Raw genomic sequence first — 22,408 nt, 5'->3', positions numbered from 1 at the left:
TATATTGTCACCCCGTGGCTTGACCACGGGGTCCAGTCTTTATTAATAAGATTTTTTTTTGATGCTGTGGTCAAGCAACGGCATGACACTGGAAAAATAACAAAATTCCATTTCTACTAAAGCAACATTCCCTCATGCTCCCTTCAATTGCAAAACATGTAGCATCTCATCAAATTAATCCTCTTAAAAAGCACGGACAAAATTTTATTTTTGATAGTAGTTTATGTGATAAAATTGTACGTGCGAGTCACCTTGCAGAAAATAGCAGGGTGCTAGAAATAGGACCAGGCACCGGAGGGTTAACTAGGTCAATATTGCAGAAAAATCCTGAATCCCTAACTGTTATAGAAACAGATGAGAGATTCATCCCGCTCCTTAATGAGATTAAAGAATATTATCCTAATCTCAATATTATTAAACAAGATGCTCTTAAAATTAATTTAACTGATTTAGACTATGATAAGGTAACTATAATTTCTAATTTACCGTATCATATAGGTACTGAGTTAGTGATTAGATGGCTGAAAGAAGCACGGCTAATTACTGATATGACGCTAATGTTACAAAAGGAAGTAGTAGAACGTATTTGTGCTATGCCGTCAACTAAAGCATATGGCAGGTTATCGGTAATATGTCAGTTAATTGCTAAAGTGGAAAAATGCTTTGACGTATCACCGACTGCTTTCTATCCACCTCCTAAAGTATATTCTGCAATAGTTAAACTAATACCTTTAGCAAATCCACCGTCTATTGCTCTAATAAATAGAGTTGAGAAAATAACAACATTTGCTTTTGCAGGACGGCGGAAAATGATCAAATCATCACTGAAAAATCTTGTACCTAATATACATGAAGTATTAACTCAGTTGAAAATCAATGATAATTATCGCGCTGAAAATCTTGCTCCTCAAGATTATTTGAGAATTGCTATGAGTCTCTCAGTAAATAAACTTTAATTAGTAATTCAAGAGTTTATTAGATATTATTAAGTTTGCATTATTCAGCTTTATTTAACTTTGATGCTTCCGCTTCTTGCTGTAATTTATACTTTGCTGCTTTTTTTCTGCTGCATAATTAAAAAAGAAATAACAGCAAGTTAACAAACTAGTCAAAACTATTCCAAGAGTTATTAGTATTAACTTAAGCTCTTTCCTTGCATTGTAAGCTTTTAATCGCCTTTTTTCCTATTCATCAATATAAGAAGGTTAAAATTTCTTCTTCTTTATTTTTCATATTTTAACTCTTTAAAATTAGCTTATATATTAATGATAGAGTTTAATGATCATTTGAGAGAAGTAATTTATATGGGGAATTAAAAGAAGTTAATAATTATAATTGTTAATTGTAATAATTATATTTTTAATAAATCTATTTTACTCAAAAATATGGCTTTTCCTATTTACTAGGTAAATATGCATTAGTTCTTTAGACTTGCAATTCAGCAGTTAAACTTGATCCTACAAATTCTGAAGCACAATATAATAAACAACATTTATTAAAGTGTACGTATTGTTAAGTAAAAAATGCTGAAAATCTTGATTTTATGTTGCACTCGCCGTTTTATACATTGGTGAATTTGCCTCAAACCGGCAAATGGTACCCGCGGCCGGACTTGAACCGGCAAGAGCTCACGCTCCACGGATTTTAAGTCCGTTATGTCTACCATTCCATCACGCGGGCAGTTATAAATACAGAACTGTACTTTGCTAACTGGACAGATTAATAAAAAAAATACAAAAAAGCAAGTACTTTTATCGTTAATATATTAGTCTGATATGGAAAAGTTATTAAACACCTTTACAATAGTTAATTTACTCATTAATTTATTAGATAATTAACTTAAATGGTGACAAAATAGTAATAATATGATAGATTAGCTTCAGAAAGTAATACTTTCTCTTGCATGTTATTGACATGTTTATTGACAAATGCCGCAAGGTAAGGTAGTTTTGCATGATGAATTTTATCGGCTCTTATACTTAGGGGAGGCTTAGAGTAAAATTAAGGTTTCAGTTATTATATAAGCGTGTGTTAAGTTCAAATAAGTAATTTCTATCTAATAAAGGTTTTTATGGCTACAAATATAGTAGGTAAAGTTAAGTGGTATAATTCTACGAAGAATTTTGGATTTATTGAACAGGAAAATGGCGGCAAAGATGTGTTTGTACACAAATCAGCCGTAGAAGCGACAGGTTTACATAGCCTTGAAGAAGGACAAGATGTAATTTTTGACCTTGAAGAAAAGCAAGGAAAAGCCTATGCTGTTAACCTCAGAATTAAATGAACGTATTTATAATACCAGAAGCAGCTATCCAAAATTGTTTATAATTGAGGGTAGCACAGTCATCTTTATCAGAATAGTAAATCTTTTGTTTTTGTCTTATAATAACCTATATAATTTTAAGTATAATAAATTATTTTTACTAAAGGGTATGAAAATGCTCTAAATCTAATAATATTATTCTGGCTTGAATAAGATTCTAAACTAGTTTCATTATTCAGTATCGTTTTATATATTTAGTTTGGTTTGTAATCTAGCTTAAGCATATTTTTTGATTCAGGATAATTATATAAGTCGTTATTTTAATTTACTATAGCTTATTTTTTATACAATAGACCTCTTGCATAACTTATCTTAGAGGTTATTTGTAAATAAATTTTAATCACTAATTAAAGAGCTTTGTGAGCAAAAATTGATAAGATTTTTGCAGAAATAGTTATTCATATTTCAAAAAAATCTTATCATTTGCAACCAAAAAGAATTAAATTATCGGTTAAAACTTATTTACAGATAGGCTCTTAATAAATGGAATAGGAGATTTCTACTCTACTCAAGCATACTGTAGTTAAAAGTATGTAAGGCTGAGAGAGCTTCTCGTATATCTTTAAGAAATGGGTTATGTGAGTGGTCTAATCAATAATGTGCATATTTTGATTTAAAACTATATTGGATTATATAATGAAAAATTTTAATTTATCTGAAGAATTAATTATCGCTCTTGAAACAATGAATATCACTGAGCCGACTGAAATACAAAAGCAATCGATTCCGGTTGCAATGGCTGGGTCGGACATACTCGCTTCTAGCCAAACAGGTTCAGGAAAAACTCTTGCTTATTTATTACCGTTGATTGATTCATTCATTAAAAATAAAACTACTGCTTTAATTCTTGTTCCGACTAGAGAATTAGCGACACAAATACACAGTACTTTAAATAAAGTAACTACATCCTATAAAATGAATAGTGCAGTTTTGATAGGCGGTGAACCGATGCATAAACAATTTATGCAATTAAAAAAGAATCCAAAAGCGATTATCGGTACGCCTGGGCGTATTATCGATCACTTAAATAGAGGAAGTTTAAAAATTGATCGCATAGGTATAACTGTACTTGATGAAATGGATAGAATGCTTGATATGGGGATGAAAGAACAGTTAGAAGAAATCAATAAATTTTTACCGGAAAAAAGACAAGTTTTAATGTTTTCTGCTACTATGCCAAAACATATTATTGTTGTTTCTCAAAAATATCTAAACAATCCGGTACGTATTACAGTAGGTGCTGCCAATAAAGCAGCTGCAGAAATAAAACAGGAATCAATACATGTTTCTGATAAAGAAAAATTTAGTGAATTAACTAAACAACTTGGTAATAGGGAAGGATCGGTAATTATTTTTGTGAAGACTAAACGCTCTGCCGATCAATTAGCTAAAATGTTAAAATATGAAAATCATAAAGCAGAAGCTATACATGGTGATTTAAGTCAACGTCAACGTGAAAGAGTAATTTTATCATTTCGTAAGTCAAACCATAGAATAATGGTAGCAACTGATGTAGCGGCTCGAGGGCTTGATATTCCCCATACACAGCATGTTATTAATTATGATTTACCTATGTGTCCTGAAGATTATTTGCATAGAATAGGTAGAACGGGTAGAGCAGGGGCTACCGGACATGCCTTGTCTTTTATTTCTCCTGATGATATTATTAGATGGCGTGCAATTGATCGGCTAGTAAATAAAGGAGAATCTACGCCGCGTAGTGAGTTTAGAGTTAATAAAAATAATCGTAAAAGATCATTCGGTAAAAGAGTCGGCGGTGAGGGTAAAAAATTTAATTCTTTTGATAATAGCCGTACAAGAACCTTTGACGGTAACATCTACGGTAATAAAAGAAAGAAAGTATCGTAGTAAGGTCTGATGTCATTCCTATTAAAGCATGAATCCAAAAAAAGTATAAATACAGCAAATTTTTGAAATTAAAAGCTCGATTTATCTCGCTTTATAATGGATGTGTGCTTTCGCAGTAATGACACCGAGCACTTTTCTTGAGCTATGCAATAACGCTGAATAAATCACAGGATAACGAATATAAAAAAGGAGGATAAATTCATAAATTTAAATTTTTTACGATTTCAATATATATATAATATTTTCTTTATATTAATAATTTCTTTTCCAGGAGGTTTAATTTATTTACTTACGAGTTCAACGCTTTCTTTTTGGCTTCGAGAATCCGGTGTTGATAAAATCACTATCGGGCTTTTTAGTTTAGTTAATTTTATTCATATATTTAAATTTTTATGGGGTCCTTTACTAGAAAAAGTAAGTTTTGCCCCTTTAAGTAAGCGAGGATATAAATATTGTTTAATTATTGCTTTGGTTAGCTGTATTTGTTGTGTATATGTTCTAACAAATTTTAACCCTAACACTCATTTTATACAATTTGCTTTATGTTTAATAGCAGTGGCATTTTTTTCTTCCATTTATGATATGTTGCTTCAATCATCACAGATGTTACTTATTACAAATAAAAATTGGGGCATAAGTGAGGCAGCTTGTACTACAGGCTTTAGAATAGGTATACTTATAGCAGGTTCAGGAGCGTTATATTTATCAACTATCATATCTTGGCAAGATGTTTATCGTGCTATGGCAATTTTATGTATACCGTCATTACTATTAATTATAATTTATCCGCTTAAATTTAAAGAGAAGATAATCATTAATGATTTTTGTAGATTTGGGCATGCTTTTTATGACTTTATCAAGAAACCTAAATGTCTAATAATTATTAGTTTTATGCTGCTATATCGTCTTCAGGATAATTTTCTTTCAATGATGCCAAATATGTTTTATCTCGATATCGGGTATACGAAGAAAGATTTAGCTCTTGGATATAAAGCTTTTGGTATGTGTGCTGCAGTCCTTGGAGGTTTTATAGGTGGGTTTTTGTGCCGAAAATATGAATATTCTTATTTGCTTAAAAGAGCATTAATATATCATGCTTTATCTAGCATATCTTTTTTATTTCTCTATTTTTATAATCGAAATATTACAAGTCTGTATATATCGGTCTTTTTTCAAGAATTTACCAAAGGCTTAACTATTTCACCGTTTTTTTCTTACCAATTAAGATGTTGTAGTGCTAAATATTGTATAACCCAAATTGCTTTAATTACTTCTATTGCTTATATTAGTACCATATTGTTTGGTAGTATTTCAGGCTATGCGGCTACTTATCTTGGATGGAGTTATTTTTTTATCATAGCAGGATTTTGTTTTATTCCTGCTTATATATTAATTCGATATTTACCTAAACTATAAATATTGTATAGTTTAAATTGTCGTTTTATAATAATCAACAAATTTATTAGTGTGATTTATTTATGTTTATTCAAACTGAAGATACTCCAAATCCGGATGCAATAAAATTTTTCCCAGGGCAGGAAATAAGTAGCGATCAGCCGGTATTTTTTAGTGAGCTTGCTGAAGTTAAAGGAAGAAGCAAACTTGCAGAATCGCTATTTCATATTAATAATGTAAAATCAATATTTTTCGGTAGTGATTTTATAACAGTAACTAAACAAGCTGAAGGTAATTGGCAAATTATAAAGCCTGAAGTTTTAATGATTATTATGGATCATTTTGTTGCAGGATTTCCTGTGTTTGAAGAAAGTACCAAAGCAGATACTGTAAATCATAACATTGATGGGTTTTCAGAAATAGAGAAGCAAATCATAGAGATTATTGAAACTAGAGTGCGACCATCTGTTGCTCAGGACGGCGGCGACATAATATATAAAGGGTTTGAAAACGGTGTAGTTAAATTAGCACTTAGAGGTGCATGTCGTGGATGTCCTAGTTCCACCATTACATTAAAAAACGGTATTGAGTCCATGCTTAAACATTTTGTACCGGAAGTACAAGAAGTTGAAGCTGTAGAGGAAGATTTTGAGTAATTTAGGCATTACCTAAGGGAGTGGGTTGTAAGTTGCTATGTCGTTCCCGCATTCCATGTCATTCCAGCTTCTGCGGGAATGACATGGAGGACATGCAATAACAACTTCCGCTACTTGGAATGGCGATATCTATAATACTAACCTTCCTTTGCAGAATTGATTATATCATTTTGATACCAAATAACGTAATATAGTTTAACATCTTTCGGAGCATATACTAGATAGGTAGTTTGCTATTATATCTTAAAAATGTTTCATCACCTTGGGCATGCCATCATTGTACTAGCAGTGTGATCGCTAACTTGCTCGATTATATAATAATTATATCCCCATTCTTCTAAAGTTTTTGTTTCTAGCTTACCGCAAAACCAAACACGATTACAATTTGTCATTGCATTTTTTGTTGCTTACAATTCTACTTTTAGCGTTGCTTCATTAGACTATGTAGATAAATAAATTACATAACGCTTTTGATTTTTAAGTGTTGTAGATATGGTGCGATATCTTTTAACAGCTTAGCAGTATTAGCTAGTAAGGTGCTACCAAAAAGACCTAGCGTAAGAAATAATATAATTTTATTTGGCATATGATTATTTTTTTAATTAATTAAAATCCATTATCTCGCCTAAAGGAGTTATATAAGAAGAATTTATTTTACCATCGGTTATATCAGCACTAAAGCATTCACTATAGTCAACCTCACCCTTTGTGTTTATTTTTTTACTTAAAAATAATATAGCATTTTCAAATTGATTTTCTTTTAATATAGGATGATTATTTAAACTGAAAACTTTCATGGCAAGCTTTTCATTATTAGGGAATCTAAAATATATTTCTAATCCGTTATTAGATTCAAAAAATTACATTTATTATAAGCACCTAATAATAAATTATTTAATACATCTATTGTAACTTGTTCTTTATAATTTGAGGAAATAATATGTCATTATTGTGATTATTTTGTATATTTGAACTAAGAATAGTTTGAGAGTTATATTGCTGTTTTTCCAAATATATATTTGCAAAATTATTTTGTTTTAATTCCGTAAAGGTTAGTTCAGCCTTATATTTTTGTTTGCCACTAGAAAAGTTAGGTAGCGTTTTTATTAAATTAACATTAAGAGAGTTTTTGCTAACTGTTGTATTCAGCATATTATTTTGATTTAATTATGTATAGTAGTTGCTCCATCAATGTCTAAACTATATACATGCTTATCTGCTAATATCTCTTCAAATAAATCTTCCAACAGATCTTGTAACTCTTGTAAAAAATTTTGAGCATGTTCTTTAGTTTTACGAGTATCAATTTGATTGGCAAAGTTTTTTGATATAAAAAACTTTAAATCTTTCTGATCCGATAAAGATAAATCATGAATATGACATTATAAATGTTTGATCTACATAATTTATTAGTGATACGATATCTGCAGGAAAATTTTTAGTTATTTCTAATAATGCTTTTTTATGCTGTTCTGAAATTATCTTCATTTTCTAATCTCATCCCTTTTCTTTCTTAAGAAAGCTGGTATGTCATGAATATCCGACTCTTTATTATCTTGATCTATAGTATTAACAACAATGTTTTTGCGTTCTAAAGTTTGGTTATTTGAAGCACGCAGAGAACCCCATATTTTTCCTAAAAATGATGGTTTTGGTGCGTCATCTTCAGATTGGTTGAAAGTATTTACATGTAACCCTAGTGCTTTTTCATTTCCGATAAAATTTTGATTTGTTGTAGAGTCGGTAATTTCAATATTTTCGGTACTGTAGCTGTTAAAATCAGGAATTTCTTCTATTTGTGTAGGTTGTACTATAGCTTCATTATGAATTTTTTCAGGAACTATATTGGTAGTTTCAGCTATTGCTGGTTTATATGTCGGTACTTTATCGGCTTCAATACCGGTAGCAACAACAGATACTCGGATAATTCCTTTTAATTCTGGATTAAATGTTGAACCGAAAATAATATTAGCATCAAGGTTATCTACTTCTTCTCTAATTCTATTAGCAGCGTTGTCAACTTCAAATAAGGTCATGTCGGAACCGCCGGTAATATTGATTAATACACCTCTTGCACCGCACATTGAGCTATGATCTAGAAGCGGATTTGAAATTGCAGATTCTGCTGCTTTAATAGCTCTATCTTCGCCGCTAGCTTCACCCGTACCCATCATTGCTTTACCCATTTCGCTCATTACTGCTTTAATGTCGGCAAAATCAAGATTAATAAGTCCAGGCATAATCATTAAATCCGTTACTCCTCTAACACCTGCATGTAATACGTCATCTGCCATTTTGAAAGCATCGGCAAACGTCGTTTGTTCATTAGCAATACGGAATAGATTTTGGTTCGGTATTACAATTAAAGTATCAACGAATTGCTGTAGGTCAATAAGTCCTTTATCAGCAGTTTTCATACGATGACCGCCTTCAAAATGGAAAGGTTTAGTAACTACACCAACCGTAAGGATGCCTAGTTCTTTAGCAATGCGTGCAATAACCGGTGCAGAACCGGTACCTGTACCACCACCCATACCTGCCGTAATAAATACCATATTGCTATTTTCTAAGTAACTACGAATTTCGCTTTCTGATTCTTGAGCAGCAAGTGCTCCAACCTCAGGAGAGGCTCCTGCTCCAAGACCTCTAGTCGTAGAAACACCGAGTTGTATTTTGTTAGTGCATAAAGAATGTTCAAGCGATTGTGCATCGGTATTAGCTACTACAAAATTAGCACCTTGCAGATTAGCACTAATCATATTATTTACTGCATTACTACCTGCACCTCCTACACCGAAAACAGTAATGGTCGGCTTTAATACTATATTTTCAGGAGCTTTTATATTTAAAACCATGATAATCTTTTATTTATATAATTATGTTCAAGTATAATAAAAGATTAAGGCTGTGTGAAGAAAAATTTAATTAATATATTTTGTTCTTTTTAGCTGCAAATTATGAGATTTTTTTTGAAATAGGAGTAGCTATTTGCTGCAAAAATCTTATTAATTTTTGCTCAAAAATATCTCACAATATAAAAAATTAAATTTTTTCACAAAGCCTTAAAATTCCCACAGTATTGTATAAAAAATGCGGATGATTTTCTTTTAATAGTGGGACGCCGTTATTATGACACGCTTTGATTAATGCTTTATCATTAGTAGCCACAGGGAGCACTGCATGCATGGCAGTTAACAAATAAGTTGCATAGTATGAAGTAAGATTATTGGTTCTTGCAGTATTCATAATTGCGTACATGTTTCTGAAGTTATTCTAGCACGTTTTGCTGCTATTAATATTGTATTAGTTACTTAGGAAAATCAAAATTTGATATATTGATTGCTAAGGAGTTTAAAAAATCTATAGTTTTAATAATTCAAATTTCCAAAGAAATGGTACTACTGCTCTAAATTTATAACAATAATTTAATGTAAAGTCAGAATAGTCATCACGTTCATCATTAAAGAACCATGCAGCAGAGTTATGGAGTAATCGGCTATAAATGGTTTAGAACTCATCTTCTACCTTCATCTCGAAGCTCTTTAATAGTATAAGGAACCAATGTATTACCTTTGCTGAATTCTCTTATTTGTTCTACTATATTATCTATTTTAGGTTTTAGAGTTATAGGTATAATTGTTGTAACCGGCGTATTATGCTTACAAATAGCAATTTGTTCGCCGTCTTGTACACGCTGTATTAGATCGGAAAAACGAGTTTTTGCTTCTATTAGGTTAATTTGATTAGATAAATTTTGTTTCACACAGGCAATACAATAAATAAACTAATTTAATACTAGCATATTTATAAGATTTTGTGCAGTAATATTAATAGTCAAAATTTATATTTTAGCACCAAACCTAAGGTTGTCCAACCATTTTTACAGGCACTACTATTTTATCGAAATCTTCTTCCGATAAAAGATTGAGTTTTTTAGCTGCTTCTTTTAGAGTAATACCATGCTTATGAGCTTCTTTAGCAATTTTTGCGGCGTTATCATAGCCGATATGCGGATTAAGAGCCGTAACAAGCATTAGCGATTTATCACGTAAATCATTAATGCGTGCTATATTAGGTTCTAAGCCCTTAACACAGTGAGTAACAAAGCTATTTACGCTATCGGATAACAGCTCTATAGATTGTAGGATATTGTATATTATTACAGGTTTAAATACGTTAAGTTCAAGATGTCCGTTAGAGCCGGCAATAGTAACCGTAACATGATTTCCCATCACCTGACTGCACACCATTGTTAAAGCTTCGACTTGGGTAGGGTTTACTTTACCGGGCATAATCGAAGAACCGGGTTCGTTTTCTGGTAAATGCAGCTCACCAAGACCGCATCTTGGACCTGACCCGAGTAACCTTATATCATGTGCTATTTTCATTAAGCTAACTGCTATAGTATTAAGAGTTCCTGAAAATTCTACTAGTGCGTCGTGGGCAGCTAGACTTTCAAATTTATTAGGAGCCGTCTTGAAGGGTTGTTTAGTAAACTCTGCCACTTTCTCAGCAAATCTGATATCAAAGCCTATTTTTGAGTTAATACCTGTGCCGACTGCCGTTCCACCTTGAGCAAGTAGATAAACTTTTTTTAGTGCATCTCCTATGCGTTCTAAAGCATACTCTATTTGTGTAATATATCCGGAGAATTCCTGTTTAAGAGTTAAAGGAGTTGCGTCCTGCAAGTGGGTGCGTCCTATTTTTATGATTTTACCCCAATCTTTTGACTTGTCTTGCAAAGCTGTAAGTAAATTATTCAAAGCCGGTATAAGTTGCTGTTTAGTTGCAAGTACGGTTGCTATATGCATAGCGGTTGGAAAAGAGTCGTTGGATGATTGTCCTTTATTAACATGGTCGTTAGGATGTACTGGAGATTTGCCGCCTTTCTTGCTTGTTAATTCTTCATTAGCAATAGATGCAATAACCTCGTTCATATTCATGTTTGTTTGCGTACCCGAACCCGTTTGCCAAACTACTAAAGGAAAATTATCCTCAAATTCGCCTTCTAAGATTCTATCTGTAGCTTTATCGATACTTGTAGCTATTTTAGCTTCTAAATCACCAAACTCATAATTAACCTGTGCTGCACATTTTTTTAAAATAGCAAGAGCACGAATTAAAATTTCAGGCATTTTTTGTTTGCCTATTTTAAAATTTTCTAAAGATCTTTGAGTTTGAGCTCCCCAATAAAATTTTTCTTCTATTTGAATTTCTCCAAAAGAATCGCTTTCGGTTCTGTAATTTTTCATAAATTGTTAAATGTTATATAATTATCTTTTTTCATAAAATGATTACTTGCTACATTCAAGTCTAATTGCTGGGCTAATTTAGCAAAGCTATAATATAATTTGTCTGTTAAAGAAGCTTTGTTTAGATTCTTAGCGATAAATATTAATGTGCTTTCTATCATAAAATTAACATTAAAACTATAAAATTTTTGCCAATGTTCGTTATATTTAGGTTCAGAAGATTTGATGTAATAGGAATATATAGGTTTAGTAGTTACTGCTTTACCTTGATATATATCAAATATAGTACCATTAATGAATCTTTCATTTTTGAGGTTATTTATCACTTGATCAAAAAAATTATTTAATATAGCTGTTGTTATCTCTTCTTCTGTAAGTGCATTTATAAATATGTCTCATTGCTTTTCAAAACTCTCGATAATTTGTTCATTTGCTCCACTTTTTATGACTTTTCTATCACATTAATAAAAATTTATGACTTTAATTTTAGTAGACTAGATACTTATATCGCAGTAAATAAAAACAATATTTGATTTAAAAATATTATTAATGTAATGAATGAAAAATTATAGAAGCGGCATTTGATACATTAAGACTTTCAACTCTCTTAGAAATAGGGATTTTAGCTAAATAATCACATGTTTCTTCGATTAATCTTCGTATGCCTTTATCTTCTGAACCAAATACTAGTGCCATTTTGTCGGAAATTAATTTATCGCTAAAGTAATCATGTGCAGAACCGGTTAGACCTATAATCCAAAAGCCGTGTTTTTTAAGATAATTCATACATGAGCGTAAGTTAGTCACTTTAATTATAGATATTAATTCTAAAGTACCACAAGCCGCTTTAGCAATGCCTCCGCTTTCATTCGGAGAATTATCTTTAGGTAATATTATAGCATTGATATCAAAAGCAGCGGCACTACGAATAATGGCGCCAATATTTTGTGTGTCTGTTATTTGATCAAGAATCGCAATTTTACATTTTTGGTTTTTTATATCTAAGTTCTCTAAATTGTAAGAAAAAATTGGTCTTACTTTTGCAACTATTCCTTGATGTGTTTGGTTTCCAAGTAATTTAGATAAAATATCGTTATTAACAATTTCATAAGATCTAGTACCTATTAATTTTTTGTTTGTATCCAAAATTTCCCTAGTGCATAAAATATTTTCAATTTGACGTTTTGGATTATTTAGAGCAGAAAATACAGGATGTTTCCCATACATATAATAACAATTTTTAGAATCAAGTTTTTTATTTTGCATCTTATTGAAAACCATCAGTAATTTGTTCTTGACAGAAATTACTATTTATTATAGAAAGTTACAACTAAATAAATGTGCAAGCTGCCATTTGTTTGTTTGATAATTCGGCAAGAAGTTTTATTAAGTCCTAATAATAATATGTATTGTATTTTACAGTGAATTAGTCTATCTAATACGGTAAAGTTCTTTAGGAGGGGTGGCCGAGTGGTCAATGGCAGCAGACTGTAAATCTGCCCGCGTAAGCGTTCGAAGGTTCGAATCCTTCTCCCTCCACCACTTAAATGGTTCAGGGAAGCATGTCATTTTATTTTAAAAGATTGCACATCTATATATTTAATAAATAAAACACAATTGTGTACATTTTGTAAATCTGAATAAAATTGATATAGGACTGTTAACAAAATAGCTTTGGAATTGTTTTATTAATAGTGGCACAATGCGGGTGTAGCTCAATGGTAGAGTCCTAGCCTTCCAAGCTGGTTGTGTGGGTTCGATTCCCATCACCCGCTCCAGAGATAGTGGTAATAAATAAATTTAGAAAAAAATTAACTTGTATTAAACCTAAAAAATTGTAGAGAGTAACAATATGGCAAAAGCAAAATTTGAACGAACTAAACCGCACGTTAATATAGGTACGATCGGTCATGTAGATCACGGTAAGACTTCCTTAACGGCAGCAATAACTACAGTACTTGCTAAGACAGGTGGAGCAAAAGCTACAGCGTATGATCAAATTGACGCTGCTCCTGAAGAAAAAGAAAGAGGCATAACTATTTCTACCGCACACGTAGAGTATGAGACTAAAAATAGACACTATGCACACGTAGATTGTCCGGGACACGCTGACTATATAAAGAACATGATAACCGGTGCCGCTCAGATGGATGGTGCAATATTAGTAGTTTCTGCTGCTGATGGTCCAATGCTGCAAACTAGAGAACATATATTACTAGCAAAACAGGTAGGTGTACCTGCTATGGTGGTATTCTTAAATAAAGTAGATGTGGTGGATGATCCTGCTCTATTAGAATTAGTAGAGATGGAAGTAAGGGACTTATTATTACAATACGGTTTTCCGGCTTATGAAGTACCTATTATTAAAGGTTCTGCGCTTCAGGCCTTAGCAGGAAAGCCTGAAGGTGAAAAAGCTATTAATGAGTTAATGGATGCAGTAGATAATTATATACCGCATCCCGTAAGAGCTACTGATAAACCCTTCTTAATGCCGATAGAAGATGTATTCTCGATTTCAGGAAGAGGTACTGTTGTAACTGGTAGAGTAGAGTCAGGAATAATTAAGGTAGGTGAGGAAGTTGAAATAGTCGGTTTAAAAGAGACACAAAAAACTACCTGTACCGGTGTAGAAATGTTCAGGAAATTACTTGATGAAGGACAAGCCGGAGATAATGTCGGTATATTACTACGTGGTACAAAAAGGGAAGAAGTTGAAAGAGGACAAGTTCTCGCAAAACCTGGTAGCATAAAACCGCATGATCAGTTTGAAGCTGAAGTATATGTGCTTAGTAAAGAAGAAGGTGGACGTCATACACCATTTACTAATGACTATCGTCCGCAGTTTTATTTTAGAACGACAGACGTTACCGGTACAATAAAATTGCCTGCTGATAAGCAGATGGTGATGCCTGGAGATAATGCTACTACTTTTACAGTGGAATTAATTAAACCAATTGCTATGCAGCAAGGGTCAAAATTCTCTATACGTGAAGGTGGTAAAACAGTGGGTGCCGGCGTAGTAACTAAAATAAATAATTAATTTATTTTATAAATACCTATTATTTTTTAATAATGGGTATTTATATTTTAAGATGTCTGCAACACATCTGGCTGTTTAAATATTAGGTTTACTGAATGAAAAATAAAATCAAAATTCGTTTAAAATCATTTGATCACCATAGTCTTGATCAAGCTACAAAAGAGATAGTTAGTGCTGTTAAAAGAACGTTTGCGAGTATTAATGGTCCTATTCCTTTACCTAGAAAAATTGAAAGATTTACCGTAAATAGGTCTCCTCATGTACATAAAAAGTCAAGAGAGCAATTTGAAATTAGAAAGCATAAAAGATTATTAGTTATAGATGATCCAAATCCGGCGGTTGTTGATGCTTTAAGTAAAGTTGATTTAGCAGCAGGTGTTGATGTAGTGATTGAATTAGAGAGTGGGGAATAAATGAGAACCGGTATAATTGCTCAAAAAATTGGAATGACTAGTGTTTTTAATGATAAAGGAGAAAGAATTCCTTTGACGTTAGTAAAAGTTGATGATTGTCAAGTGGTAGGGCATAAAACTCTAGAAAAGCATGGATATAATGCTTTGGTTATAGGTATAAAAGATAAAAAAATATCTAGAGTAACCAAGCCTATGAAGCAAGTTTTTGCTAATGCTAAAATATCTCCTAAAACTAAATTAAAAGAATTTAGAATTTCTGAAGGGAATTTTATTGATATAGCAGCAAATCTAGAAGTAGACCATTTTATGGCCGGACAATTTGTGGATATAACGGCAACTACTATTGGTAAAGGGTTTGCCGGTAGTATGAAAAGACATAATTTTAGAGGTCTTGAAGCCTCTCACGGTGTTTCTATATCCCATCGTTCGCATGGTTCTACAGGGCAAAGACAAGATCCGGGAAAGGTTTTTAAAGGCAAAAAAATGGCTGGTCATATGGGATGTAACCAAGTTACTATTCAAAATTTGAAAATATTTGCCGTTGATAGAGAGCGTAAGCTTATTATGATTCGGGGTAGTATACCTGGTCACAAAAATTCGTATCTTTCAATAAAAGATGCAGTAAAGAAGAATTCAATAACTGTATAATAGATATTTAGAGGTTATCAGTAAATGAATTTTAATTAAATAGTTAAAGAGTTTTTTTTTAGAAAAAATTGATAAGATTTTTGTAGGAGTATTATGCATATTTCAAAAAAAATCGTATGATTTACAGCAACAAAGAATTAAATTATCGGTTAAAATTTGTTTATTGATCACCTCTTAGACATGTTTGTTGAGGTTAAAGATTATCAAATTAACAAAGCATCATGCAATATTATTTATATAAAAGTTTTATATAAGACTGTATAAGGTTAAATAAAGATGAAAACTAAAATATTAAGTCTTGCTAATGAAGAAGTTGGTGAGATTAGCTTAAATGAAGATATATTTGCTGTTGAATTTATCAGAGATGATGTAATAAAACAGGTTATTGATTGGCAGAGAGCTAAAGCAATGTCCGGTAATCACAAAACTAAAACAGTATCAGAAGTATCAGGAACCACAAAAAAACCTTTTAAGCAAAAAGGTACGGGTAATGCAAGACAAGGCTCCCTTAGATCCGTACAGATGCGTGGTGGTGGTGTAGCTCACGGACCTAGAGTGCGTAGTCATGTAACAAAATTACCTAAAAAAGTACGAAAACTTGGTTTAATTCATGCTTTATCTGAGAAATTCGCTGAAGGGAGATTATTAGTAATCGATTCTTTAAAGCTAGATCAGCCTAAAACGTCTGCTCTTGTAAATATATTAAGCAAATTCCAAGGGAAAAGTTTTTTTGTAATAGATGGAAATGAAGTAGATACTAATTTTTCTTTAGCTGCAAAAAATATTTATAATACTGCGATTGTTCCACAAATAGGAGCAAATGTTTATGATATAATACGATATGAATATGTCCTATTATCACAAGAAGCAGTGAGCGTTTTAGAAGAGAGGTTAAGATGAGTTCTTATAAGTACTACGATTTAATTAGAAAACCTATTATTACAGAAAAAACTACTAACATTTCGGAACAGAATAAATACGCTTTTTATGTAGATAAATTTGCTAAAAAACTTACCGTTAAAAAGGCTATAGAAGAAATATTTAAAGTAAAAGTAAAAAAAGTGAATATTTTAAACGTTAAAGGTAAGAAGAAAACATTTAAAGGAATTACAGGGACTCAAATTAATAGAAAGAAAGCTATTGTCACATTAGAAAAAGACCATAATATCGATTTTGCCGGAGGAATTAAATAAATGGCTTTAAGAAACTTTAATCCAATTACTCCTTCTCTTAGAGAGTTAGTTCAAGTTGATAGAACTAGTTTATGGAAAGGCAGACCTTTAAAATCTTTGACCAAAGGTATATCTAAAACCGGTGGACGGAATAATCAAGGGAGAATTACTTCTTGGCACAGGGGTGGAGGACACAAAAAATTATATCGTATTATTGATTTTAAAAGAAATAAAATAGATATTTCTGCTGTTGTTGAAAGAATAGAGTATGACCCCAATAGAACTGCTTTTATTGCTTTAATAAAATATGAAGACGGGGAATATTCTTATATTCTAGCACCGCAAAAGTTATCTGTAGGTGATAGAGTAATGTCAAGTCAAGATGCTGATATAAAAATAGGAAATTGTTTACCTTTAAAATTCATCCCTGTCGGTACTACTTTACATAATGTTGAAATGAAAGTAGGTAAGGGTGGTCAAATTGCAAGGTCTGCAGGTACTTCAGTAGATCTAGTTGGTAAAGATTCAGGGTATGCTCAGATTAAATTAAGATCAGGTGAATTTAGGTTAGTACCTTTAGATTGTAAAGCTACTATAGGTAGTATATCTAACCCGGATCGCAAAAATATTAATTTAGGCAAAGCAGGTAGAAATAGATGGCTCGGTTGGAGACCACATGTTAGAGGTGTAGCAATGAATCCTGTAGATCATCCTCATGGCGGTGGTGAAGGTAAAACTTCAGGAGGGCGTCATCCTGTTACTCCTTGGGGATTCCCAACAAAGGGTAAGAAGACACGTAAAAATAAACGTACTTCAAAATTTATCGTAAAGAAAAGAAAATAGATTTTAAATTAATTAGGTATTGGTATGGCACGTTCAATATGGAAAGGGCCTTTTGTAGACGGTTATTTAATAAAGAAAGTTCAAAAATTAATGGAATCAGGTAAATCTGAAATGATTAAAACTTGGTCTAGAAGATCAACAATTTTGCCTATTTTTGTAGGGTTTACCTTTTCTGTTCATAATGGGAATAAATTTGTTCCGGTTTCTGTAAATGAAGAAATGGTTGGAAAAAAATTAGGTGATTTTGCTCCTACTAGAACATTTTACGGTCATGGAGCAGATAAAAAAGTCAAAAGAAAGTAAAGATTTATATGGTACAGGAAAATAAAAATTTTGCTACGGCAAAGGCTAAATCTGTTAGAGTGAGTCCAAGGAAGCTAAATTTAGTTGCAGCCTTTATTAGAAATATGAAAGTATCTGAAGCGTTGGTACAATTAACTTTTTCTTCTAAAAGAATTGCAAAAGTTGTAAAAGGTTGTTTACAATCTGCTGTTGCAAATGCTGAAAATAATTTAGGTCTAGATATAGATAGATTGGTTATTACTAAAGCGACTGTAGGTAAGGCTTTAGTAATGAAAAGAGTTATGCCAAGAGCAAAAGGCAGAGCAACTAGAATAAATAAGTTTTTTAGTAATCTTTACATAACTGTTACAGAAAAAGAGGATAATTAAAATGGGGCAGAAAGTTTGTGCACATGGTTTTAGAGTGGGACCGACTTTAATTAAAGGTTGGGATTCCGTATTATATGCAGAAAAACATTATAAAACTCTTTTTATACAAGATCTAAAAATTAGGGATTTAATAAATAAGGGGTTTAATCAAGCTCAAGTTAGCAGAGTTCTGATTGAACGTCCTTCTAATAAAAGTATTATAATTAGTATTAATGCCAAGAAACCAAATATTATTATCGGTAGAAATGGTAGTGAAATTGATAAGCTAAAAAAAGCTATTGAGAAAATGACTTTTTTAAAAGAAGTGTATATAAATATTCACGAAGTTAGAAAGTTTAATATAGATGCTGCTATAGTAGCTCAAACTATAGCATTACAGCTTGAAAAAAGAGTTTCTTTTAGAAAAGCTATGAAAACGGCAATTCAGGCTTCACTTAAGCAAGGTGGACAAGGTATAAGAGTTAGTTGTTCAGGGCGACTTGGAGGTGCTGAAATTGCTAGAACCGAGTGGTATATAGAAGGAAGAATGCCGTTACATACTTTAAGAGCTGATATTGATTATTCAACAGCTGAGGCTATAACGACTTATGGAGTTATAGGGGTTAAAGTGTGGATTTATAAAGGTGAATATACAGAAAATAAAAGATATAATTAATTTTAAGTATTAAAATGTTAGCTCCGAAAAAACAAAAGTTTAGAAAAGCTCATAAAGGTAGAGTTGCTTCAAAAGCAAAAGCAGGTACGATGCTTGCTTTTGGGTCATTTGGTCTAAAATCTATAGATGGTTGGCGTGTTACCGCAAGACAAATAGAAGCGGGGAGAAAAGCTGCTACTAGATGTATGAAAAGGCAAGGAAGATTATGGATTCGCATTTTTCCAGATGTTCCCGTGTCTAAGAAGCCTGCTGAAGTAAGAATGGGTAAAGGTAAAGGTTCTCCTGAATTTTTTGCAGTTAGAGTTTCGCCTGGGAAAATTATGTTTGAAATTGAAGGGGTAGAAGAAAATATTGCACTTAGAGCTTTGGAGCTTGCAAGTGCAAAATTACCTGTTAGAACAAGGATAGTGAGACGTTATGAATGATTTAAAATTATTAAGAAGTAAGTTGTCTACTGACACAATAGAAGAGTTGTATAAAAACCTTAATCTTTTAAAAAAAGAATTGTTTAATTTAAGATTTCAACAAGCTTTAGGTGAGTTAAAAAATACTAGTAGGTTTTCGTTAGTAAAAAAGTCTATAGCACGTATTAAAACTGAATTAACAAAAAGATCTAATAGTGAGGAATATTAAAATGCCGAGAAGAGTGTTACAAGGCGTGGTTATAAGTTCAAAAGCTGATAAGACTGTTACAGTAAAAGTAGAAAGAAAGTTTAAGCATCCTATTTATAAAAAATTCGTGAAAGTATCTAAAAAATATGCTGCTCATGATTCAGAAAATAAATATCAAGAAGGAGATAAAGTTAGTATAATTGAAAGTCGTCCTATCTCAAAAACCAAAACGTGGATAGTAGTAAATGGGGAATAAAATTTTTTAGTCTTTGACTTTATAAGGTAGATTGTTTAGTTTATTTCTCGTGTATAAAAAATTGGAAGTAGTTTATGATTCAAATGCAGAGCATCTTGGAAGTTGCAGATAATTCTGGTGCTAGAAAAGTTATGTGTATTAAAGTTTTAGGTGGTTCGCACCATATGGTGGCAAAGCTTGGTGATGTTATAGTTGTATCTGTTAAGGAAGCTATACCCGGCGGTAAGGTTAAAAAGGGTGATGTTTATAAAGGCGTGATTGTTCGTACAAAGACCGGAGTAGTAAGACCTGATGGTAGTACAATAAAATTTGATAAAAACGCATTAGTGCTTTTGAATAAACAAGATGAACCTATCGGTACTAGAGTTTTCGGTCCTGTTACACGGGAACTTAGAACAAAAAAATATGTTAGAATAATGTCGCTTGCAGAGGAAGTGTTATAAATGGTTAAATTAAAAGTAAGAAAAGGTGATGAAGTTATTGTTATTACCGGAAAGCACAAGGGAAAAAAAGGTAAAATATTAAAAGTTTTTCCTGAGGACAGTAAAGTGATTGTTGCTGGAGTAAATTTAGTAAAAAAGCATACTAAACCTAATCAAATGAGTGGAGGTGGAATAATAACTAAAGAATTACCTATACATATCTCAAATATTGCACATATCGATCCAAAAACCGGTGATCCTACCAAGGTAGCTTTTAAATGCTTAGACGACGGTTCCAAGGTTAGAGTAGCAAAGAAATCAGGGGAAATTATCGGTAAGGTAGGTAAATAATGTTAAGATTTAAAGAATTATATCAGCAAAAAATTATTGAAAACTTACAAAAAGAATTTTCTTATAAAAATAAGCATGAAATACCGCAAATTAAGAAAATTGTTATAAATATGGGAGTAGGGGAAGCGATAGCCGATTCCAAAGTAATTAATAATGCGGTAAATGACCTTACTTGTATTTCAGGTCAGAAGCCTGTTGTAACGTTAGCAAGAAAATCTATTGCAACCTTTAAGTTACGCGAGAGTATGAAAATAGGCTGCAAGGTTACATTACGTAAAGATAGAATGTATGATTTTTTAGAAAGGCTAGTAATTGTTGCGTTACCTCGTGTTAAAGAGTTTCGCGGTTTTTCTGATAAAAGTTTTGACGGTAAAGGAAATTTTACTTTTGGATTAAAAGAGCAGATAGTTTTTCCTGAAATTAATTACGATAAAATCGATACAATAAGGGGTATGGATATTACAATCGTTACATCTGCTAAAACAGATAAAGAAAGTAAGTTTTTGTTATCAGGGTTTAATTTACCTTTTTATAATTAATTTTTAGGATGTATATAATGGCAAAAGTAAGTTCTATAAAAAAGAACGAAAGTAGGAAAAAAAAATCACAAAGTTTACATAATAAACGTTCAGCATTAAAAAGTAAAATTTATGATAAAAATATTTCATTAGAAGAGCGTTTTTCTTTGGTAATGTCGCTTGCACAATTACCTAGAAATTCATCCTCTACTAGAATAAGAAATAGATGTGAACTTACAGGTAGACCAAGAGGTGTTACAAGAAAATTCGGTATATCGAGGAATAAGCTTAGGGAATTAATAGGTAGAGGTTTAGTTCCCGGTGTCATTAAGTCAAGTTGGTAAAATTCGATAGGTAAATAATATGTCAATGACGGATAATGTAGCAGATATGTTAACTAGAATTAGAAATGCTTATAAAAGCAAATTGATAAATGTTTCTTTTCCTAGTTCTAAAATTAAAACTTCAATTTTAGATGTTTTGCAAAAAGAAGGTTATATAAAAGATTATGTAACTACTCAAAAAAATAATATTAGTTATGCTGAGGTAGCGTTAAAATACTCTGTAAACGGTGATGCTTCTATATGCGAAATTCATAGAGTATCAAAGCCTGGAAAAAGAGTATATTCTGCTATTAAAGCTTTGAAGGGATATTATAATAATATGGGTATATATATTCTTTCTACTCCTTACGGTGTTATGTCTGATAGAGAAGCTCATATTAAAAATGTCGGCGGCGAAGTAATTTGTAAAGTATTTTAAGGTAGAAAAATGTCACGTGTTGGAAAATTGCCGATTACTATACCTGAAGGTGTAACAGTTGGTTTAAATGATTTAGAAGTAAAAATATCCGGACCTAAAGGCGAATTATCAAAAATTTTTAAAGGTAATATAGCAATTTCATTGGCAGAAAATAAGCTTTTAGTAAAACCTTTAGCCGCAAATAAAAGTGCACGTGCTATGTGGGGTACTGCAAGAAGCATAATATCAAATATGGTTATCGGCGTAAAAGAAGGGTTTAAGCTTAAACTCGAAATTAACGGAGTCGGTTATAGAGCAATGGTAAAAGGTAAATACTTAAATTTAATGCTTGCTAAAAGCCACAATACAAAAATTGAAATACCTTCACATATTAAAATAGATGTGCCTAAGCAAAATATTATTATTCTTGAGGGAACAGATAAAGAAAAATTAGGACAATTTGCCTCAATTATTATAAAACAGAGACCCCCTGAGCCTTATAAAGGAAAAGGGATTAAATTTGACAATCAATTTATACCGCGTAAAGAAGGTAAGAAAAATTAAATTTAAG

At 31.9% G+C, this 22,408-nt stretch carries 31 protein-coding genes, 3 tRNA genes and 2 pseudogenes; 25 read left to right on the top strand and 11 right to left on the bottom strand.

The features are described 5' to 3' along the window. The first annotated feature begins 134 nt into the window (after positions 1-134). Positions 135-956 carry a 16S rRNA (adenine(1518)-N(6)/adenine(1519)-N(6))-dimethyltransferase RsmA gene (gene rsmA / locus A1C_RS04670; RefSeq protein WP_012149922.1) on the top strand — a complete coding sequence of 274 codons (822 nt, stop codon included), beginning with the start codon at positions 135-137 and terminating at the stop codon, positions 954-956. Positions 957-996: 40 nt separating this feature from the next. Here rsmA and A1C_RS08800 read toward each other — a convergent pair. Both A1C_RS08800 and A1C_RS04665 read right to left on the bottom strand, forming a co-directional pair. Continuing rightward, positions 997-1,184: pseudogene (locus tag A1C_RS08800) on the bottom strand (hypothetical protein); the annotation flags it as partial. Positions 1,185-1,594: 410 nt separating this feature from the next. Then, a tRNA-Leu gene (locus A1C_RS04665) sits at positions 1,595-1,680 on the bottom strand. A gap of 391 nt (positions 1,681-2,071) precedes the next feature. On the opposite strand from A1C_RS04665, the gene A1C_RS04660 reads away from it, so the two are divergent. From A1C_RS04660 to A1C_RS04645, 4 genes are all read left to right on the top strand, one after another. Then, positions 2,072-2,284, top strand: a complete 213-nt coding sequence (locus A1C_RS04660; RefSeq protein WP_012149920.1) for a cold-shock protein — start codon at positions 2,072-2,074, stop codon at positions 2,282-2,284. A gap of 675 nt (positions 2,285-2,959) precedes the next feature. Further along, positions 2,960-4,192: a DEAD/DEAH box helicase gene (locus A1C_RS04655; protein ID WP_012149919.1), complete on the top strand. Its 1,233-nt coding sequence runs from the start codon at positions 2,960-2,962 to the stop codon at positions 4,190-4,192. A gap of 171 nt (positions 4,193-4,363) precedes the next feature. Next, positions 4,364-5,608, top strand: a complete 1,245-nt coding sequence (locus A1C_RS04650; protein ID WP_052290656.1) for an MFS transporter — start codon at positions 4,364-4,366, stop codon at positions 5,606-5,608. A gap of 62 nt (positions 5,609-5,670) precedes the next feature. Continuing rightward, a complete protein-coding gene (locus A1C_RS04645; RefSeq protein ID WP_012149916.1) occupies positions 5,671-6,243 on the top strand; it encodes a NifU family protein in 573 nt (190 codons plus the stop codon). Between the two features lie 257 nt (positions 6,244-6,500). Here the strand turns inward: A1C_RS04645 and A1C_RS08795 are convergent, their stop codons facing one another. The 9 genes and pseudogenes from A1C_RS08795 to rlmB all read right to left on the bottom strand — a co-directional run bounded on the left by A1C_RS08795 (position 6,501) and on the right by rlmB (position 12,761). Continuing rightward, positions 6,501-6,635 (bottom strand): ecotin family protein, encoded by a 135-nt coding sequence (locus A1C_RS08795; protein WP_012149915.1) that lies wholly within the window; start codon positions 6,633-6,635, stop codon positions 6,501-6,503. A gap of 210 nt (positions 6,636-6,845) precedes the next feature. Beyond that, positions 6,846-7,040: a hypothetical protein gene (locus A1C_RS08790; RefSeq protein WP_232279100.1), complete on the bottom strand. Its 195-nt coding sequence runs from the start codon at positions 7,038-7,040 to the stop codon at positions 6,846-6,848. A 106-nt stretch (positions 7,041-7,146) separates the two neighbouring features. Then, entirely contained in the window at positions 7,147-7,395 is a 249-nt protein-coding gene (locus tag A1C_RS08785; RefSeq protein WP_232279099.1) for a hypothetical protein, read from the bottom strand. 332 nt (positions 7,396-7,727) lie between these two features. Then, positions 7,728-9,098, bottom strand: coding sequence for a cell division protein FtsZ (gene ftsZ, locus A1C_RS04625; RefSeq protein ID WP_012149913.1), 1,371 nt, complete (start codon positions 9,096-9,098; stop codon positions 7,728-7,730). A 187-nt stretch (positions 9,099-9,285) separates the two neighbouring features. Then, positions 9,286-9,761: pseudogene (locus A1C_RS09570) on the bottom strand (type II toxin-antitoxin system VapC family toxin). Beyond that, a complete protein-coding gene (locus A1C_RS04615) occupies positions 9,758-10,006 on the bottom strand; it encodes a type II toxin-antitoxin system Phd/YefM family antitoxin (protein ID WP_012149911.1) in 249 nt (82 codons plus the stop codon). The pseudogene A1C_RS09570 and the gene A1C_RS04615 overlap by 4 nt, the downstream one beginning before the upstream one ends. 97 nt (positions 10,007-10,103) lie before the next feature. Then, complete coding sequence (fumC, locus tag A1C_RS04610; RefSeq protein ID WP_012149910.1) at positions 10,104-11,495, bottom strand: class II fumarate hydratase; 1,392 nt, start codon at positions 11,493-11,495, stop codon at positions 10,104-10,106. Then, the gene (locus A1C_RS04605) at positions 11,492-11,887 is read right to left on the bottom strand and encodes a hypothetical protein (protein ID WP_232279137.1); all 396 of its coding nucleotides are present in this window, start codon (positions 11,885-11,887) and stop codon (positions 11,492-11,494) included. The genes fumC and A1C_RS04605 overlap by 4 nt, the downstream gene beginning before the upstream one ends. Positions 11,888-12,041: 154 nt before the next feature. Further along, the gene (rlmB, locus tag A1C_RS04600) at positions 12,042-12,761 is read right to left on the bottom strand and encodes a 23S rRNA (guanosine(2251)-2'-O)-methyltransferase RlmB (RefSeq protein WP_041816782.1); all 720 of its coding nucleotides are present in this window, start codon (positions 12,759-12,761) and stop codon (positions 12,042-12,044) included. Between the two features lie 190 nt (positions 12,762-12,951). Between rlmB and A1C_RS04595 the strand changes: the two genes are divergently transcribed. From A1C_RS04595 to rplF, 20 genes are all read left to right on the top strand, one after another. Then, positions 12,952-13,037, top strand: a tRNA-Tyr gene (locus A1C_RS04595). 162 nt (positions 13,038-13,199) lie between these two features. Further along, positions 13,200-13,273: transfer RNA gene (locus A1C_RS04590), tRNA-Gly, on the top strand. A 74-nt stretch (positions 13,274-13,347) separates the two neighbouring features. After that, on the top strand, positions 13,348-14,535 hold the full coding sequence (tuf, locus tag A1C_RS04585; RefSeq protein ID WP_012149907.1) for an elongation factor Tu: 1,188 nt from the start codon (positions 13,348-13,350) through the stop codon (positions 14,533-14,535). A 95-nt stretch (positions 14,536-14,630) separates the two neighbouring features. Further along, positions 14,631-14,948 (top strand): 30S ribosomal protein S10, encoded by a 318-nt coding sequence (rpsJ, locus tag A1C_RS04580; RefSeq protein WP_012149906.1) that lies wholly within the window; start codon positions 14,631-14,633, stop codon positions 14,946-14,948. Beyond that, entirely contained in the window at positions 14,949-15,596 is a 648-nt protein-coding gene (gene rplC / locus A1C_RS04575) for a 50S ribosomal protein L3 (protein WP_012149905.1), read from the top strand. Between the two features lie 276 nt (positions 15,597-15,872). Further along, positions 15,873-16,496, top strand: a complete 624-nt coding sequence (gene rplD / locus A1C_RS04570) for a 50S ribosomal protein L4 (RefSeq protein WP_012149904.1) — start codon at positions 15,873-15,875, stop codon at positions 16,494-16,496. Then, the gene (rplW, locus tag A1C_RS04565) at positions 16,493-16,789 is read left to right on the top strand and encodes a 50S ribosomal protein L23 (RefSeq protein ID WP_012149903.1); all 297 of its coding nucleotides are present in this window, start codon (positions 16,493-16,495) and stop codon (positions 16,787-16,789) included. The genes rplD and rplW overlap by 4 nt, the downstream gene beginning before the upstream one ends. After that, entirely contained in the window at positions 16,790-17,611 is an 822-nt protein-coding gene (gene rplB, locus A1C_RS04560) for a 50S ribosomal protein L2 (protein ID WP_012149902.1), read from the top strand. 24 nt (positions 17,612-17,635) lie between these two features. Then, positions 17,636-17,914 (top strand): 30S ribosomal protein S19, encoded by a 279-nt coding sequence (gene rpsS / locus A1C_RS04555; protein WP_012149901.1) that lies wholly within the window; start codon positions 17,636-17,638, stop codon positions 17,912-17,914. An 8-nt stretch (positions 17,915-17,922) separates the two neighbouring features. Next, positions 17,923-18,282, top strand: a complete 360-nt coding sequence (gene rplV / locus A1C_RS04550; protein ID WP_012149900.1) for a 50S ribosomal protein L22 — start codon at positions 17,923-17,925, stop codon at positions 18,280-18,282. 1 nt (position 18,283) lies between these two features. Further along, a complete protein-coding gene (gene rpsC, locus A1C_RS04545) occupies positions 18,284-18,937 on the top strand; it encodes a 30S ribosomal protein S3 (protein WP_012149899.1) in 654 nt (217 codons plus the stop codon). A gap of 14 nt (positions 18,938-18,951) precedes the next feature. Then, the gene (rplP, locus tag A1C_RS04540; protein ID WP_012149898.1) at positions 18,952-19,362 is read left to right on the top strand and encodes a 50S ribosomal protein L16; all 411 of its coding nucleotides are present in this window, start codon (positions 18,952-18,954) and stop codon (positions 19,360-19,362) included. Then, on the top strand, positions 19,355-19,570 hold the full coding sequence (gene rpmC / locus A1C_RS04535) for a 50S ribosomal protein L29 (protein WP_012149897.1): 216 nt from the start codon (positions 19,355-19,357) through the stop codon (positions 19,568-19,570). The genes rplP and rpmC overlap by 8 nt, the downstream gene beginning before the upstream one ends. A 1-nt stretch (position 19,571) precedes the next feature. After that, positions 19,572-19,805: a 30S ribosomal protein S17 gene (gene rpsQ / locus A1C_RS04530; protein WP_012149896.1), complete on the top strand. Its 234-nt coding sequence runs from the start codon at positions 19,572-19,574 to the stop codon at positions 19,803-19,805. Positions 19,806-19,879: 74 nt separating this feature from the next. After that, positions 19,880-20,248, top strand: a complete 369-nt coding sequence (gene rplN, locus A1C_RS04525; RefSeq protein ID WP_012149895.1) for a 50S ribosomal protein L14 — start codon at positions 19,880-19,882, stop codon at positions 20,246-20,248. After that, the gene (rplX, locus tag A1C_RS04520) at positions 20,249-20,578 is read left to right on the top strand and encodes a 50S ribosomal protein L24 (RefSeq protein ID WP_012149894.1); all 330 of its coding nucleotides are present in this window, start codon (positions 20,249-20,251) and stop codon (positions 20,576-20,578) included. Then, entirely contained in the window at positions 20,578-21,117 is a 540-nt protein-coding gene (gene rplE, locus A1C_RS04515; protein ID WP_012149893.1) for a 50S ribosomal protein L5, read from the top strand. Before rplX ends, rplE begins: the two co-directional genes overlap by 1 nt. Positions 21,118-21,134: 17 nt before the next feature. Next, complete coding sequence (gene rpsN, locus A1C_RS04510; RefSeq protein WP_012149892.1) at positions 21,135-21,440, top strand: 30S ribosomal protein S14; 306 nt, start codon at positions 21,135-21,137, stop codon at positions 21,438-21,440. Between the two features lie 19 nt (positions 21,441-21,459). Further along, positions 21,460-21,858: a 30S ribosomal protein S8 gene (gene rpsH / locus A1C_RS04505; protein ID WP_012149891.1), complete on the top strand. Its 399-nt coding sequence runs from the start codon at positions 21,460-21,462 to the stop codon at positions 21,856-21,858. 9 nt (positions 21,859-21,867) lie between these two features. After that, complete coding sequence (rplF, locus tag A1C_RS04500; RefSeq protein ID WP_012149890.1) at positions 21,868-22,401, top strand: 50S ribosomal protein L6; 534 nt, start codon at positions 21,868-21,870, stop codon at positions 22,399-22,401. The last annotated feature ends 7 nt before the right edge of the window (positions 22,402-22,408 follow it).

The sequence above is a fragment of the Rickettsia akari str. Hartford genome (genome assembly GCF_000018205.1).
Lineage (GTDB): Bacteria > Pseudomonadota > Alphaproteobacteria > Rickettsiales > Rickettsiaceae > Rickettsia > Rickettsia akari.
This window is presented reverse-complemented; position numbering and strand designations above follow the sequence as displayed.

What these genes read in the sequence shown, in the direction of transcription:
- rpsJ (WP_012149906.1), top strand. Translation starts at nt 14,631, where the DNA reads ATGAAAAATAAAATCAAAATTCGTTTAAAATCATTTGATCACCATAGT.
- rpsQ (WP_012149896.1), top strand. Translation starts at nt 19,572, where the DNA reads ATGCCGAGAAGAGTGTTACAAGGCGTGGTTATAAGTTCAAAAGCTGAT.
- tuf (WP_012149907.1), top strand. Translation starts at nt 13,348, where the DNA reads ATGGCAAAAGCAAAATTTGAACGAACTAAACCGCACGTTAATATAGGT.
- rplE (WP_012149893.1), top strand. Translation starts at nt 20,578, where the DNA reads ATGTTAAGATTTAAAGAATTATATCAGCAAAAAATTATTGAAAACTTA.
- A1C_RS04655 (WP_012149919.1), top strand. Translation starts at nt 2,960, where the DNA reads ATGAAAAATTTTAATTTATCTGAAGAATTAATTATCGCTCTTGAAACA.
- fumC (WP_012149910.1), bottom strand. Translation starts at nt 11,495, where the DNA reads ATGAAAAATTACAGAACCGAAAGCGATTCTTTTGGAGAAATTCAAATA.
- rplD (WP_012149904.1), top strand. Translation starts at nt 15,873, where the DNA reads ATGAAAACTAAAATATTAAGTCTTGCTAATGAAGAAGTTGGTGAGATT.
- rplC (WP_012149905.1), top strand. Translation starts at nt 14,949, where the DNA reads ATGAGAACCGGTATAATTGCTCAAAAAATTGGAATGACTAGTGTTTTT.
- rpmC (WP_012149897.1), top strand. Translation starts at nt 19,355, where the DNA reads ATGAATGATTTAAAATTATTAAGAAGTAAGTTGTCTACTGACACAATA.
- A1C_RS04660 (WP_012149920.1), top strand. Translation starts at nt 2,072, where the DNA reads ATGGCTACAAATATAGTAGGTAAAGTTAAGTGGTATAATTCTACGAAG.
- rpsH (WP_012149891.1), top strand. Translation starts at nt 21,460, where the DNA reads ATGTCAATGACGGATAATGTAGCAGATATGTTAACTAGAATTAGAAAT.
- rpsS (WP_012149901.1), top strand. Translation starts at nt 17,636, where the DNA reads ATGGCACGTTCAATATGGAAAGGGCCTTTTGTAGACGGTTATTTAATA.
- A1C_RS08785 (WP_232279099.1), bottom strand. Translation starts at nt 7,395, where the DNA reads ATGCTGAATACAACAGTTAGCAAAAACTCTCTTAATGTTAATTTAATA.
- rpsN (WP_012149892.1), top strand. Translation starts at nt 21,135, where the DNA reads ATGGCAAAAGTAAGTTCTATAAAAAAGAACGAAAGTAGGAAAAAAAAA.
- rplB (WP_012149902.1), top strand. Translation starts at nt 16,790, where the DNA reads ATGGCTTTAAGAAACTTTAATCCAATTACTCCTTCTCTTAGAGAGTTA.
- rplP (WP_012149898.1), top strand. Translation starts at nt 18,952, where the DNA reads ATGTTAGCTCCGAAAAAACAAAAGTTTAGAAAAGCTCATAAAGGTAGA.
- rplF (WP_012149890.1), top strand. Translation starts at nt 21,868, where the DNA reads ATGTCACGTGTTGGAAAATTGCCGATTACTATACCTGAAGGTGTAACA.
- ftsZ (WP_012149913.1), bottom strand. Translation starts at nt 9,098, where the DNA reads ATGGTTTTAAATATAAAAGCTCCTGAAAATATAGTATTAAAGCCGACC.
- rlmB (WP_041816782.1), bottom strand. Translation starts at nt 12,761, where the DNA reads ATGCAAAATAAAAAACTTGATTCTAAAAATTGTTATTATATGTATGGG.
- A1C_RS08795 (WP_012149915.1), bottom strand. Translation starts at nt 6,635, where the DNA reads ATGACAAATTGTAATCGTGTTTGGTTTTGCGGTAAGCTAGAAACAAAA.
- rsmA (WP_012149922.1), top strand. Translation starts at nt 135, where the DNA reads ATGCTCCCTTCAATTGCAAAACATGTAGCATCTCATCAAATTAATCCT.
- rplN (WP_012149895.1), top strand. Translation starts at nt 19,880, where the DNA reads ATGATTCAAATGCAGAGCATCTTGGAAGTTGCAGATAATTCTGGTGCT.
- A1C_RS08790 (WP_232279100.1), bottom strand. Translation starts at nt 7,040, where the DNA reads ATGAAAGTTTTCAGTTTAAATAATCATCCTATATTAAAAGAAAATCAA.
- rplV (WP_012149900.1), top strand. Translation starts at nt 17,923, where the DNA reads ATGGTACAGGAAAATAAAAATTTTGCTACGGCAAAGGCTAAATCTGTT.
- rplW (WP_012149903.1), top strand. Translation starts at nt 16,493, where the DNA reads ATGAGTTCTTATAAGTACTACGATTTAATTAGAAAACCTATTATTACA.
- rpsC (WP_012149899.1), top strand. Translation starts at nt 18,284, where the DNA reads ATGGGGCAGAAAGTTTGTGCACATGGTTTTAGAGTGGGACCGACTTTA.
- rplX (WP_012149894.1), top strand. Translation starts at nt 20,249, where the DNA reads ATGGTTAAATTAAAAGTAAGAAAAGGTGATGAAGTTATTGTTATTACC.
- A1C_RS04645 (WP_012149916.1), top strand. Translation starts at nt 5,671, where the DNA reads ATGTTTATTCAAACTGAAGATACTCCAAATCCGGATGCAATAAAATTT.